This window comes from Quyinboa mangrovi, from assembly GCF_042219825.1.
Taxonomy (GTDB): Bacteria; Bacteroidota; Bacteroidia; order Bacteroidales; family UBA5342; genus JBHJHP01.
On record NZ_JBHJHQ010000003.1, the window covers coordinates 390,883 to 406,604 of the forward strand.

Genomic DNA, 15,722 nt, shown 5'->3' on the forward strand with positions numbered 1-15,722 from the left:
CACCTAAGCCGGCTGTGCAGCCAGTTCCAGTTTTCTAACCGTTTTACGAAGATAACTGTAAGACAGTAAGCCTACCAGAATATTGGCAGTAAAACCCGCCCAGAACACACCTGTTATACCAAGCATTTTTGAGCCAATCCACGCTAATGGAGCATATAAAACCACCATTCTTACCACCGAAAATATGGCTGACGGATAGGGTTTATTGATCCCGTTAAAACTGGACGCACTCAACATAAGCAGTCCCTGAAATCCATAGCTTGAGCCAACAATATAGAAGTATTTACGGGCTATATCGATCACCATTGCATTATCGGTGAATACCGACGCGATGAATCTGCCAAAGAATACAAACAGAACAAACACCAGAATGCCCCATGACATGGAAAATTTCATGGAATAGCTGAGTGACTGAAAAATCCGGGCAAACTTGTGTTTGCTCACATTCTGTCCGATAAAAATAATCAGTACCGATCCCAGGGAGACGATGACCATCAGCGCAAACATTTCAACGCGTGATGCCACGCCAAATGCAGCTACAGCTTCTTTTCCAAACCCGGCAATAATCTTGGTGATGAAGCCAATGGATATAGGGGTTATCAGCATGCCGATTGCAGCCGGACCAGCTATGTACAATACGTTTCGCCAGGTTTTCAGTATTTCTCTGATCTTTCCGAATTTAAGCGTCAGGAGTTTTTCTCTGCGGATCAGAACAATTAAAATAAATATCAGTCCAATACTCCTTCCTATTACCGTTGCCAGGGCAGCACCTTTTATACCCAAAGCGGGAACCGGCCCCCAGCCAAAAATCAGAATCGGATCCAGTATAACATTGGCAACTGCCGATGTGAGCATCAGCATGCCGGGTAAAAATGTGTCACCTGTAGCTCTTACGATGTTGTTTCCAATCATCGGAATCACCACAAACGGAACTCCAAAATACCACACTCCCATGTAATCTACAACATACCCCAGAATATCTTCACCAGCTCCCAGTGATCTGAAAACAGGCAGCATGGTGTTCAATCCTACAGTCACGAAAATTGCGACCACAATTACACCCAGCAATATGGAACGGCTTGCCATCAGCTTTACATTTTCCCGGCTCTCAGTGATAAAATTTCTGGATACCAGAGAACTTGTGCCTATTCCTATTCCCTGCGACAGACTGTTGATAAACATCACAATGGGAAAGCTAAAACTCATGGCAGCCAATTGTTTTACGCCGAGTTTCCCCACAAAATAGGTATCCACAAGATTGAATATAACCATGCCCATCATGCCAAACAGCATGGGCCAGGTCAGGGTATATAGCTGCTTTTTTATATTACCTTCCGTAAGGTTTTTACTTCGTTTCTTCATTTCTGCTTAACTCCTCCATCGCCTTTTCTGCATTAAGAATCAACTTCCCAATCAGGGTAAAAATCATCTCTGTCTCCTCTTCCGTGAACCCTTCAAGTAATAGTTTACTCCATTCCGAAAACCGCTCATACAGTTCAGGAAGCAAGGCTTTGGTTTTTTCCGTGATAAAAATATTTCGTCCCCGTGAATCATTCTCATCCGGTTTACGGACAATGTATCCGTTTTTTTCAAGGATATTCAGTTGTGAGGTAACAGATGATTTATCAAGGTTAAAATAATGTCCAAGTTCATATTGGCTTAACCCGTCGTTCCTGCTGATAAAATGAAGTGTTAACACCTGGGCGTGCCCGATGGAATAATCCCGGAATCGATGCTTCAGGTAACGGTGAGCCGATCGGGATAAAAACCCGATGTTTTTACCTATTGATTTTCTGTTCTGCTCTTGTTTTGATCCAATCATGCTGCAAAATTACATTTTAGTTTGAATTCAAACTAACTTAAAAACATAAAAACAACAGCATTTGTTTATGTGCTGAAAACAAATCCTGCAGTAAATTGAAATGCATATACTTAAACTTAACTGTCTTCATATTGTTACATAACTAATCTGTTAACCTGCATTTTATTCTCTTTCTCTCCGGAATTTTGCATTCTCTCCGAACTGATCAAGGTTTTCTATTATCACCATAATAATTTTGATCATATGCTGACATTTCCCGTTTCAAAACAGAAAAGTATTCGAATTCCGGCATTATCAGAGAGTGCTGTTCTCCGGTATTTATCATTTGCATCATTATATTTTGCCCAGGGAATTCCCAATGGCCTTCTTTGGTTTGCCTTGCCGGCCTGGCTGGCTATGAATGGTAAAAGTGCGCTCGAAATCGGAAGTTTTATAGCCGTTATTGGACTGCCCTGGAGTTTTAAAATAATTGCAGCACCGCTTATGGATCGGTTTACATTTTTACCAATGGGCCGCAGAAAACCATGGCTGCTTTTTGGCCAGTTTGGATTGGCCCTTAGTTTTCTGGGAATGTCTTTGGTCAGTGATCCATTAACAAATCTGAATCCTTTAATGATCATGGGTTTTTTAAGCAGTTTGTTCAGCATCTTTCAGGACATCGCCGTGGACGGACTGGCAATTGATATTTTGCCGGCGAAGCAACAGGCAAGAGCAAATGGCTTAATGTGGGGTTCCAAAATTCTTGGATCTTCTGCAACGGTTGCTACAACCAGTCTGCTTTTCAACCATTTCGGCTACACAAGTACGATGGTTTTATTTGCTGCTGTAGTTATTCTAATTATGCTGATTCCATTGTGCTTAAAAGAACGGCCGGGAGAGAAGCTGTTACCATGGAGTAAAGGTGAAAGTGCACCGGAATCTTTAAATATTCAATTGCACAGCTGGAAAAAGATTTTTAAAAGCCTCTTCGGGGTATTCTTTTTACCTGTGAGCCTTTTCATGGGTATGGCTGCATTCAGCTTTTCCACAGGAAGGGGATTGATTGATGCCATACTACCTGTTTTTACCGTGCAGGAACTTGGCTGGACAGACACCATGTATTCTCAGACTTTCGCTTTCGCAACACTTATATCAGGCATTCTGGGAATGTTTGTAGGGGGTGCACTCATCGATTTCTTTGGCAAAATACGGATGTCTGTCATTTATATTCTTTGTATAACAACTTTAATCTTACTCATGTCATTTGGACATTCATGGTGGAAAGAAAGAAGTTTTGTGACCGGATTTTTTATTGCCTTTTATACACTCGATGCCTTTTTGACCATTACAGTTTTTGCCATTGCCATGCATCTTTGCTGGAAGCGCATATCAGCAACACAGTTCACTCTTTATATGGCCGTCTCAAATCTTGGCCTTACCTGCGGCGCCTGGCTGATGGGTCAACTACGAAATCACTTTGAATGGCAATATGTTATCCTGGCTTACCTTGTTTTCATCATTTTTATGCTCTTTATGATGAAATTTATCAACTTTGAAAAACACAAACTTCAGGTTCAGAAGCTTGAAAATGCTGCGTTGAATAATGAAAACTGAATCCGGACCAATAAAACCCGGCAATTGTAACATTAATACTTTTTATTAAAAATTTACATATTTACATACTTGTTAAACAACTCTATGCATCATAGTGTTATTAGGTATAAGTGTTTCAATGTACTCTCATACTAAATGTTGAATCACAGGTTTTACCTCATACATTAAAATTCTCCGGCTCAAATACGACCACTCTATTCGCATAATGCATCGTATCATTCAATGTTTTTTGATGATTATGATCCTTGGGTTCAGTGCACTTATATTATTTAATCACTTCATTTTTCTGATTAATCAGGACCGAAAAAGGTCAGCTTAACCAGGTTGCATTGCAATTCAGCCGCTTCTGGATTTGCAGTTTAGTAAAGCTGCATTTATTACGATTTGGATACTTACATGAGGATGATTTAAACCCATTCAATTTACTGTTAACTAATTAACGTTTTATGTCCGAAAAAGTCATTGTTTTAGGTGGTGGTGTAGCTGGTATGAGCGCCGCACACGAACTGATCGAAAGGGGGTTCGAAGTTGAAGTGTATGAAAAACATCGCATATATCCGGGAGGAAAAGCCAGAAGTATAAATGTTCCGGGAACCAACAAACCCAATCCTGAGCTTTATCTGCCGGGAGAACATGGATTCAGGTTCTTTCCTGGATTTTATAAGCACGTCACCGATACCATGAAACGGATTCCGTTTAAAAACAACAGCGCCGGGGTATATGATAATCTTTCTGATGTAACCCGTGTTGGCCTGTTAAGATCGGGCAAGGCTCCCATAATGGCAACGGTAAACTTCCCGAGATCTTTATCCGACCTGAAAGCGCTGATTCACAGCATGCATGCCAATACCGGACTAACATCTGAAGAGAAAACGTTTTTTGCACATAAAGTCTGGCAGCTTATGACCTCGTGTTACGATCGCAGGCTGAATGAATACGAAAAACTGGGTTGGTGGGATTTTCTGGAAGCCGACAGGTTTTCCAAAACATACCAGGCCTTACTGGTTCAGGGTTTAACGCGTACCCTGGTTGCTGCCAATGCCAAAAAAGCCAGTACCAAAACGGGCGGCGATATTTTTCTGCAGCTCCTGTTTAACATGTCCAATCCGGGAGTAAATACCGACCGCGTTTTAAACGGTCCAACGAACGATGTATGGATCAACCCATGGCTGGATTACCTTAAATCGAAAGGTGTGACCTATAATTTCAACTGGTCAGCTGTTGCACTGGATATGAAAGATGGTAAGATCAGTGGTGCCTGGGTGGAAACCTATAAAAAAGGGGTGCCGCAGAAAAAACTGGTGACGGGCGACTACTACATTTTAGCCACACCGGTTGAAGTTGCATCGGGGCTATTATCGCCTGAGATGCTAAAGGCAGATCCTACACTTGAGGGTGTTCAGAAGCTGGCACCGAGTGTCGCCTGGATGAACGGGATGCAGTTTTATCTATCGGAAGAGATTGATATTGTACATGGGCACTGTATTTACTCCGATTCGCCATGGGCAATTACATCCATTTCACAATTACAGTTCTGGAATGATTTTGACATGACAGACCGGTATGACGGAAAGGTGAAAACGATTTTGTCCATTGACATCTCGGATTGGGAAGCAGACGGAATTTTAGAGTTCGATATCACAGATCCCAAAACCGGAAAGACAAAAAAAGGAAAAAAACCGGCCAGGGATTGTACCTATACAGAAATTATGGAAGATGTGTGGGCTCAACTGAAGCAAAGTCTGAACGTAGATGGGAAAGAGGTGCTGAAGGACGATCAGATTCTGCATTGGTACATTGACCATGATATCACAGTTGAACATCACAAAGATGACACCAACAAAGAACCATTGTTGGTGAATACCATCAATTCGTGGGATTTACGACCCGAGGCCTACACCCGCATTCCGAACTTCTTCCTTGCATCAGATTATGTGCGAACCTTCACAGACCTGGCAACGATGGAAGGAGCCAATGAAGCTGCACGCCGGGCGGTTAATGCCATTCTGGAAGCCACAGATTCAACAGCTGAACTGTGTAAAGTCTGGAACCTGCATGAACCGGATATTTTATCTCACCTCAGGAACAGGGATCAAAAAAGATATAACCAGGGATTGCCATACCAGTTTCATTTACCGTTCTGGGCAAAGCTTTTGGAAAAGATCATTATGTTTTTCAAAAATCTGTTCAGCAAAAAATAGCTATTGAGAATTAAAATTAGAAATCATGGCACAGCCGATTATAAATCTTGAAGATTACACCGTTTTGCAACACATCCTTTTTGCACTGGGATGTTTGCTATGGGTTTTTACATATATCGTTGTACTTAAAGTCATCAAAAAAAGTGCATTCATTGAGATTCCTCTGATCGCTGTTACGGCAAATTTTGCGTGGGAATTTCTCTGGAGCTTTGTTTTCATGACGAATATGGGCCTGTTATATGTCTGGGGCTACCGCATCTGGTTCTTTCTGGATTGTTTTATTGTATTTAACCTGTTCAGGTATGGATTCAAACAAATTGAGCTCCCATCCTTACGTAAAAGAGCAGTCCTGATCATTGCATCAGGAATTGCATCCTGGTTTCTGATCCTGTTTTTCTACATTAAAAACTACGATCACCCGATCAGTCACAATGGAGCTTATTCAGGCTATATACTTAATGTAATGATGAGTGCCATGTATATTCCATTGCTGCTTCGCCTGTCTCGCACCCAACCGTTCAATGTATGGGCTGCATGGTTTAAAGGCGTCGGTACTCTGCTGATTTCAGCATTTTGCTTTTTAAAGTACACTGATGGATTTTTGTTAAGCATGTGTGCTGTTACCACGGTTCTTGATGCAACGTACATTTATTTAATCATGAAGCGCATGAATCTGAAAAATGTAAAGGAAAATGCAGCTGTGCTAGAATAAAAGATTTTTAATATGAACTATAAAGCCAGACTTGCAAACATATTCGCCTATTCCAATCTCGAGGAGGAAGAGATACAACGACGAAGCATTTTAATATTGCTCGTCGGGTTAACCTCTTTTTTTGGGCTTATATACTCTTTTATCTATGTATTTCTGGGCGTAAGCAAAGCCATGACGGCTATAATGTTCTACATTGGCTTTTCCATTGTAAATCTGCTTGTATATTATCTGACGAAAAAATATAACTTTTTCAGAAGCGCACAACTGATCGGCATCCTGCTGTTTCCAACACTGACCCATGTACTGAATGGGGGATTTGACCAAAGCAGTGTGGTGGTACTGGCTGCGATGCTAAGTCCGCTTGGCGCTTTGATGTTTCACACCCCAAAAACCGCACGGTTATTCTTTTTCTTCTTTCTTGCAGTTGTTCTTATTTCCACTCTGGTTGATATTTTCTATCCCTTACAAAGAATAGAAATACCCAATCAGATTCGTATGGTATTCTATTTTTTCAATATTGCCATTATCACCTCCATCAGCTTTTTCCTACTGCTGAAATTCGTGTCAGATAACGAACGGTTTAAATCTATGCTGAAATTAAAAAACAGAGAATTAACCGACGAAAAGATTAAAGTTGAAAAAGCGCTCAATGATTTGCAGCTGACCCAAAAACAATTAATCCATAACGAAAAAATGGCCTCACTGGGTGAGCTGACCGCAGGCATTGCACATGAAATTCAGAATCCGCTCAACTTCGTCAATAATTTTTCGGAAGTAAGCCATGAATTAATTGATGAACTGAAGGAAGAGATGAAAAAGGGAAACCAGAAAGCAATAAATGAAATACTGCAAGATATCACCGGGAACCTTGAAAAAATATCGCATCATGGCAAACGGGCTGATGACATCGTTAAAGGAATGTTACAACACAGTAAAACCAATACAGGTCAAAAAGAACGTACAGACATCAATGGCCTGGCTGGTGAATTTATGCGTCTGTCTTATCACGGATTGAAGGCAAAAGATAAAATGTTTACCGCTGAATTCAATCTGGAACTGGAGAAAAATCTGCCAAAAGTTGATGTCATAGCACAGGAGTTCGGTCGTGTTCTTCTTAATCTTATAAACAATGCATTTTATGCAGTTACAGACAGGGCGAAAGTCGAGGATAATTCCTACAGGCCTACTGTATGGATTAGCACGAAAAAGGAAAAAGATAAGATCAAGATCATTGTCAGGGATAATGGAACCGGCATTCCTGACTCAGTTAAGGATAAAATATTTCAGCCATTTTTTACAACAAAACCGGCAGGTCAGGGAACAGGATTAGGATTAAGTATGAGTTATGACATTATTTCAAAAGGTCACGGAGGATCACTTGAATGCAAAAGCAAACAAGGAGAAGGAACAGAATTTATTGTTTCTCTGCCTGTTGAAAGCAGAAAAAAAAATTAAGTATATGAAAAAGCGCAGGTCATATTTCTATGTTGGAATCATATCAGTGATGTTGATCCCGACCGCTTGTTTGAAAAAGAAATCAGTCCCTTTCCCTGAAAATGCGTCAGGGTATGTGGCTCCTGTTACCACACCTTTTGCCTACCCGGAACTAACACCTATTGAATGGCAGGATGTCGGCAGGGATACAACACCCGTGGAAAAAATTTACCCCTTTGATTTACAAAAACTGCCAACAAAAACATTTACAGTAAACACCTTTAAAGACGAAAAAGAACCTCTTAAAACGATACCTCTTAAATGGGATAAGCTACCCCTTTATCCGTTTAATATGGATACCATAAAAAAGGATACGTTTAAAACCAAAACATTCCTGCTGCCAAAACCGATAATTACAAAATCAAGCCTGCCAACCCAGTATCCCCGTTCAACATCCGGGATAATTCAAATGGGACTGGAAGAAGGCTTACCGGGTAATTACATCAGTGAAACTGTTATGGACAACACCGGCAATATATGGATTGCCACTGAAAGAGGACTGGCCTGCTATAAAGGGAACTTTTTTGAAACCTATCATTTTCTGCCTACACTGCCTAACGGTAATCCTGATTTCATTATAGATATGAAAGCGGACCCTGAAAATAATCTCTGGTTAATAACTTCAATCGGCAGCATGTATAAACTGATGCCTTCTTTAGGCGTGGTTCAGCTTCTTGAATTGAATGTACCCTTTGCCAGACTTGATTTTGCCGTCAACGGAAAGCTATGGTTTACAGCTTTTGATGGTCAGGCTGGTGTAATTGACAGGAAACGTAAAACTATTCAACGCTTTACATTTCCTGAAACAGACAGAGAAAATAATTTTTACGTTGGTATCATAAAAGACCGGAATAACAGCATCTGGATTGGAACCAGTGAAGAGATCTACATAATCAATAAAAATCATAGTGCTTATCGTATTTTAAACAAAAAGAACGGATTGGAAAATGCTACGGCATTTGATTTTTATGAGACAAAATCAGGCGATATCTGGATTAACTCATTTGCCAAAGGTGCATATTCCGTAACTGCAGACAGAAAGAATATCCGGATATTAAACAATCAGCAGGGCTTTTTTGATGCCAGTGCCCTGGATGTTGTGGAAGACCATACCGGGAAAATTTGGGTGATAGATAATGATACCATCTATGTCCATAATCCTGAAAAAAAACAACTAAAAAAAATACCCACGGGAGTCTTAATGTTTACCAGCAGAATACCCTGCAGCGCCTCAACAGACATGGATGGAAACTTATGGATTGGAACACCTCAGAACAAGATGCTGATTATTGACCCTGAAGGTGCCTTGCCGGAACATCTGAATATGAACAACGGACTTGCCAGTAATGATGTCTGGGGCATTTTGGAGGATAATGGCGGTCTGATGTGGCTTGGGACCTATAACGGCATAAATATTTATGATACTGAAAGCAATACAATTAAACTCATTACAACAAACAATGGCATAGGAAATAACAGGAGATACCAGCTATATCTGTTGAAAGACGGAAGTATACTGGCAGGTGGAGGCAACGGGTTTGCAATATTTGACAAGAAAAACAAACGCATGACAGAGTACAGTATGCCAGTTTTCATCTCTGCTGTATTCCAGCAACAGGACGGTTCAATATGGTTAGGATCAAATTTGGGTATCTATGTGTTCAATCCACAGGACAAATCAATTAAAAAAATGACCCGCTATAAAGATAAACTAATGGACCGGATATGGGGCTTTCTGGAAGACAAAAACGGAAAACTCTGGGTTGGCACAATATCAGGTATTTATGTGATAGATCCGGCCGAAGACCGCATCTCGAAATTTGAAAAAGAAGATGGGGCAATGCTTGAATATAATACAGCCATGCTGAGAACAGCATCAGATAAGCTGTGGATTGGTGGTTTGGGCCTTAAACTTATTGATACCGATAAAAAAACAATTACAAGTTTTACGGGTCACCAGGGGCTCTATCCTGAAACCATGTATGATCTGGCAGAATTAAACCGGAAAATTTATATCGGATCACAGGATGGAATGGTCGTTGTGGGACCACCGGAAACATTTGACAGCACCAGTATATGGCATTTCTACAATTATGGTAAACGTGATGGATTCCCTTTCAACGACTACAATCAAATGGTTGCCACAACCACAAAATCCGGACAAATCTGGTGGGGCGTTTCACCGCAAATGACGGTGATAACCCAGGAACCCACTATCAACAGAAACAAGCCTTCTGTTTTTATATCCGGAATCAGTATTATGGATCAGAAGCCTGATTTCTATGACCTCGTAAATAAAGAAAAAGTATTCCGTCATATTGATACCTTATGGAATATCCAATCGACGGTTTATTATTTAAAAAACAGCGTGTTTTCGGATTCGGGTTATTATGCTGAAAATAACATAAAATGGGATAGCATTTCACCTGGTTTTCATCTTCCGGTTGGATTGAAACTTCCATATAATCAGAATTCATTAAGTTTTTCTTTCACGAATCCGGAAATAAGAGGCAGGGATAAGATAACCTACCGGTATATTCTTGAAGGAGCAGACAAAGACTGGTCCCGGACAACTAATGAGCCTGTTTCACGCAATTATTATAATCTTAAATTCGGCGATTATGTCTTCAAGGTAGCAACGCGTGGGTTTAACGGAGTATGGAGTAAACCCGCAGAATATAAATTTACAATCCTTCCGCCATGGTGGTTTACCTGGCCGGCGTATGGTCTTTATCTACTCTTGTTTATTGGCCTTATCATTATCATTGACAGAATTCAAAGACGCAGGTTACTTAAAAAGGAAAGGGAAAAATCCCGGGAAAAAGAGCTGGAACAGGCCAAAGAAATTGAAAAAGCTTACAATGAACTGAAGTCTACCCAGGCCCAGCTTATTCAGGCTGAAAAGATGGCCTCTCTGGGTGAACTTACAGCAGGAATCGCACATGAAATTCAAAATCCGCTGAATTTTGTCAATAACTTCTCGGATGTGAATAAAGAGCTTATTACTGAACTGAAAGAAGAAGTTGATAATAATAATCTGGACGAAGTTAAGGCACTTGCAAATGACATTGAGGAAAATGAAACAAAAATCATTTATCACGGGAAACGGGCCGATGCCATCGTAAAAAATATGCTGCTTCACAGCCGTGGAAACAGCGGTCAAAAAGAATTAACTGATATCAACGCTTTGGCTGATGAATATCTTCGTCTGTCTTACCATGGTCTCAGGGCCAAAGACAAATCCTTTAATGCCGACTTCAGGCTTGAAGCTGATGCAGAAATACCAAAAATTAATATCGTGCCCCAGGATATCGGCAGGGTTCTGATTAACCTTATCAACAATGCATTTTATGCCGTAGCTGATAAAAAAAATCAAAATATTGAAGGTTACAAGCCAACGGTAATTGTAACCACTAAATATCATGATGGGAAGGCTAAAATTATTGTCAGAGACAATGGGAATGGGATTCCTGAGAAGGTTATAGAGAAAATTTTTCAACCTTTCTTTACGACCAAACCTGCTGGTCAGGGGACTGGCTTAGGCTTGAGTATGAGCTATGATATTGTAAAAGCACACGGAGGAGATTTAAAAATGACATCAAAGGTTGGAGAAGGAACTGAATTTATAATTGTGCTGAATGCGAAATAATTTTATACGAAAAAATGTTACAAAATGAAAAATCAGTTTATGATTAAAGGGAAAGAAAAATTAATGATAGTTTTCATTGCTATTTCACTTTCCTTTAATGTGCCACTGCAGTCACAGGAAATAAAGCCTGTTTTTATGTCTGTCTCTGATGGTATTGCTTCACCTGGTGTTAACGGAGTCATTCAGGATAGTTACGGTCTTATATGGATTGGCACAAGAGACGGACTTCAAAAATATGATGGACTTAAACTAGAGACATTTAAAAATATTCCGGGAGACCCATCCAGTCTTCAAAACAATAACATCTGGACCCTTTGCGAAGATGCTGAACACAATATATGGATTGGTACAGACTCAGGTGTATCGAAATATAACCGAAAGAACAAAACCTTTACCAACTACAATTTCAATAAGCTGTTTAAACGCACCGGTAATATTAGTTCGGCATTGGTACTGTTTCAGGATTCAGGGAACAGAATATGGGCAACGACCGGTTTTAACAGTATTGTTTCATATAATCATGAAACAGATACATGGAATGCTTCAAAAATCAGACCTTCAGAAAATGCTGAGAGTAGCACAATTGAAGGATTAGGATTAGGAATTACAGAAGATTCCAATGAAATTATCTGGAGCGGATCATATCAATACGGCCTTATTTATCTTACACCGTCAGATAGTATCTTTCGTCCTGCTAAAATAAAACAAACCGACTATATACCTTTTACTGATTCATGGAATACTATAAGCGATGTATATGCAGATTCAGCTGACATTATATGGATAACAACCAGAAACGGAATCTATAAGTATAACCCGTCGACTACTCATCTGAAAACCATAATAATATACGATTACAACAGAGAATCAAGGTTAAATCAATGGAACAGAATCAATTCCGATGACGAAGGGAATATATGGATAGCCAATAATTTCCATGGCCTATTAAAATTCAATGGCCTTTCCGATGAGTATTCTGAAATAAAAATTGCAGGTAATATCAAACTCCTGAACCAGGGGTGGAATAAAACGCTGACAAGTTTCACCGTAGATAAAAGCGGAATTTTCTGGTTTGGAACCATTTCATCCGGAGTGATGAAATATGATCCGGCAAAAAACCCGTTTGAGTTATTTGTCCATAATGAAAAAGATAAAAACAGCCTGAGCAATTCATCCGTATTCGGACTATTTGAATCAAAAGTAAAGCCTGAAATTCTGTATGTCGGAACACGGGGCGGAGGCCTGAATATATTTGACGAAAAGAAGAAAATATTTCATCATGTTACCTATAAGGCTGTAAATGATCTTTATGGTGGTGCTGTGCGGTGTATTGGTGAAATGGACGATGGAAGTCTTTTACTGGGAACCTGGGGAGACGGCTTGATAAAATTGGATAAAAATTATAACGAAATCCGACGGTTTGCTTACAGTTCTGACCCTACATCAATTTCAGATGATAAGGTAAGGGTAATAAGAAAGGATCATAAAGGAAATTTCTGGATTGGAACCAACAACGGGCTGAACTACTTTTATCCTGCATCAGGAACTTTCAGGAGAATCCCAAGTAAGATGTTACGGACTCTCTCTCCCGAACTGATAGAACAAATCGAATCTGTTTCTGATCCTGGTAATAAAATTGCGGAAATTGTTAACGTTACCGATTTCCAAAACCTGAGCCAGCAATTTGAAATTAGCAAAACAGATACGTTTACCGTAGAAGTCGTTGGTGAAGGGAGAAATTTTGATGGCATGTTTGACTATGGATGGATTGAAAATGCGAATAAAGATACAATCTGGAATGCTTTCGACTACGCCAGATCATATTATGCCGGTGGAGCATCAAAAAACAGAATGTTTATTGACCAGATAATATTATCTCCGGGTAGTTACACCTTGCGATATACCTCTGATGACAGTCATAGCTACGCCAAATGGAATGAAGCTCCACCAGATAAAACAAAGTTGTATGGAATTCTTCTGGTTCGTCTTCCCGATAAAAATGCACAAAATTTGTTTAGTACTCTTCTTTCCAAAAACAAAAAAGAAAAAGCCATAAACGGGACGGATATTTCTGATATAATAGTCCGGGATAAATACCTGTGGGTTGCAGCCATTGGAGCCGGGTTGAATAAGATTAATCTCGAAAATAATGCGGTAAAGACTTATTCAAATGATCCGGAAAATCCGAATTCAATTTCAGGGAATAATATTCAGGATATTTGCGAAGATAAAAACGGGACTCTATGGCTAACTACCCAAATGGGTATTACACAATTCGATCCGGGAAAAGAACAGTTTACACTTTATACACAGGAAGATGGATTACCAACCAATTTAACAGAGTCCATCCTGGAAGGTGACAATGGGGAAATGTGGATCTCTACACAGAATGGCTTATCCCAGATGATCTCAAACCAGTCACTGGGAAATGTTACATTTATTAATTATAATACAGAGGACGGACTTGGCGGATCTTCCTATGTTAATCAGGCTGCTGTCAGAACAAGAGACGGAAAATTTTGGTTTGGTGGTGAGCACGGATTAAATTCGGTGAGTAGAATAACAGCAAATAATGTTGAACCGGACCTCCTTTTAACTGATCTTTTAATCTTAAATAAATCTGTTTACAATAAGGATTATAACTCGCTTTTAAGCACCAGCTTACCTGATCTGAAAGAATTGCAGTTGACGCATGACCAGAATAACCTGAGTTTTGAGTTTGCAGCCCTGCACTATGCTAATCCCCAGAAAAATCAATATGCCCATATATTAAAAGGATACGAGGATGAATGGACATATGATAACAGGAATTACGCATCATATACCAATCTTCCACCAGGAGAATATGACTTTATTTTCAGAGCTTCAAATGCATACGGTGTATGGAATGAAACAGGCAAATCACTGCACATCGTAATAGCACCACCGTGGTGGTATACCTGGTGGGCATTTATTATATATGCATTTATACTGGGTGCTTCCATCTATTATTTTAACAAGCAAATGAGAAGGAGGCTTGTTTTACAGGAAAGGGAACGTACACGTGAGAAAGAACTTGCCCAGGCTAAAGAAATAGAAAAAGCGTATAATGAACTTAAAGCAACACAGGCACAGCTCGTTCAATCAGAAAAAATGGCTTCTTTGGGAGAACTCACAGCAGGCATTGCACATGAAATCCAGAATCCGCTGAATTTTGTCAATAATTTTTCTGAAGTAAGCATTGAACTGATTGACGAGATAAAATCAGATCTTTCCAAAGGGGAGATCTCTGAAATATCTGAGATTGCAGATGACATCAAACAAAACCTGGAAAAAATAAACCATCATGGTAAACGTGCAGATGGAATAGTGAAAAATATGCTAATGCACAGCCGTGGTAATACAGGTGAAAAGTTACCAACAGATATTAATGCGCTTGCGGATGAATATTTACGCCTGTCCTATCATGGACTTCGCGCAAGAGACAAGGCATTTAATGCCAACTTCAGGCTTGATGCAGATGAAAAATTACCAAAAATTAATTTGGTTTCCCAGGATATTGGCCGGGTTCTGTTAAATCTTATCAATAATGCATTCTATGCCGTTTATGAAAAATCAAAATCAAATTTGGACGGATATAAACCAGAGGTTGTTGTCAGTACGAAAAGACAGGGCGATACTGTTTTAATTAAAGTAAAAGATAATGGCAACGGTATTCCTGACAATGTAAAAGAAAAGATATTTCAGCCATTTTTCACTACCAAACCGGCAGGACAGGGAACCGGCCTTGGATTGAGTATGAGTTATGACATTGTTACTAAAGGGCATAACGGAGAAATTGAAATAAATTCCAAAGAGAGTGAAGGAACAGAATTTATAATCAAAATACCATTAAAATGAGAAAAATATTAGTAGTTGACGATGAAAAGGATATACAGCCGTTGTTTCAGCAGCGGTTCAGAAAAGAGATCAGGTCAGGCGAAGTTGAGTTCGTGTTTGCCTATTCAGGAGAAGAGGCGCTTCAGCGAATTGAACATTACAGACATGAGGCCATTCTAATATTATCAGATATTAATATGCCTGGCATGAGCGGTCTGGAATTGCTGGCAAAAATTAAGCAGAAAATGCATGAGCCACCGCCAACAGTTATGATGATAACTGCTTATGGTGACGAAGAAAATTATAAAAAAGCCATGCAGCTTGGTGCAGATGACTTCCTTACCAAGCCGGTTGATTTTGGATCATTGAAGGAAAAAATTAAAACATTGTAGT

Annotated in this window: 9 protein-coding genes; 7 read left to right on the plus strand and 2 right to left on the minus strand. The window is 39.7% G+C overall.

The window, feature by feature from the left end; translation table 11 throughout:
* Positions 1 to 3: 3 nt before the first annotated feature.
* Together ACE1ET_RS07745 and ACE1ET_RS07750 are read right to left on the minus strand one after the other, a co-directional pair.
* On the minus strand, positions 4 to 1,362 hold the full coding sequence (locus ACE1ET_RS07745; RefSeq protein WP_375727809.1) for an MATE family efflux transporter: 1,359 nt from the start codon (positions 1,360 to 1,362) through the stop codon (positions 4 to 6).
* Positions 1,346 to 1,822 (minus strand): MarR family winged helix-turn-helix transcriptional regulator, encoded by a 477-nt coding sequence (locus ACE1ET_RS07750; RefSeq protein ID WP_375727810.1) that lies wholly within the window; start codon positions 1,820 to 1,822, stop codon positions 1,346 to 1,348. Before ACE1ET_RS07750 ends, ACE1ET_RS07745 begins: the two co-directional genes overlap by 17 nt.
* A 243-nt stretch (positions 1,823 to 2,065) precedes the next feature.
* Here ACE1ET_RS07750 and ACE1ET_RS07755 point away from each other — a divergent pair, with 243 nt between their 5' ends.
* From ACE1ET_RS07755 to ACE1ET_RS07785, 7 genes are all read left to right on the plus strand, one after another.
* Positions 2,066 to 3,415: an MFS transporter gene (locus ACE1ET_RS07755; protein WP_375727811.1), complete on the plus strand. Its 1,350-nt coding sequence runs from the start codon at positions 2,066 to 2,068 to the stop codon at positions 3,413 to 3,415.
* Positions 3,416 to 3,861: 446 nt separating this feature from the next.
* Positions 3,862 to 5,616, plus strand: coding sequence for a hydroxysqualene dehydroxylase (locus tag ACE1ET_RS07760; RefSeq protein ID WP_375727812.1), 1,755 nt, complete (start codon positions 3,862 to 3,864; stop codon positions 5,614 to 5,616).
* 25 nt (positions 5,617 to 5,641) lie between these two features.
* Complete coding sequence (locus ACE1ET_RS07765; RefSeq protein ID WP_375727813.1) at positions 5,642 to 6,328, plus strand: transmembrane-type terpene cyclase; 687 nt, start codon at positions 5,642 to 5,644, stop codon at positions 6,326 to 6,328.
* 12 nt (positions 6,329 to 6,340) lie between these two features.
* Positions 6,341 to 7,783 (plus strand): sensor histidine kinase, encoded by a 1,443-nt coding sequence (locus ACE1ET_RS07770; protein WP_375727814.1) that lies wholly within the window; start codon positions 6,341 to 6,343, stop codon positions 7,781 to 7,783.
* 4 nt (positions 7,784 to 7,787) lie between these two features.
* Complete coding sequence (locus ACE1ET_RS07775) at positions 7,788 to 11,471, plus strand: sensor histidine kinase (protein WP_375727815.1); 3,684 nt, start codon at positions 7,788 to 7,790, stop codon at positions 11,469 to 11,471.
* Positions 11,472 to 11,495: 24 nt separating this feature from the next.
* Complete coding sequence (locus ACE1ET_RS07780) at positions 11,496 to 15,350, plus strand: sensor histidine kinase (protein WP_375727816.1); 3,855 nt, start codon at positions 11,496 to 11,498, stop codon at positions 15,348 to 15,350.
* Positions 15,347 to 15,721, plus strand: a complete 375-nt coding sequence (locus ACE1ET_RS07785; RefSeq protein WP_375727817.1) for a response regulator — start codon at positions 15,347 to 15,349, stop codon at positions 15,719 to 15,721. Before ACE1ET_RS07780 ends, ACE1ET_RS07785 begins: the two co-directional genes overlap by 4 nt.
* The last annotated feature ends 1 nt before the right edge of the window (position 15,722 follow it).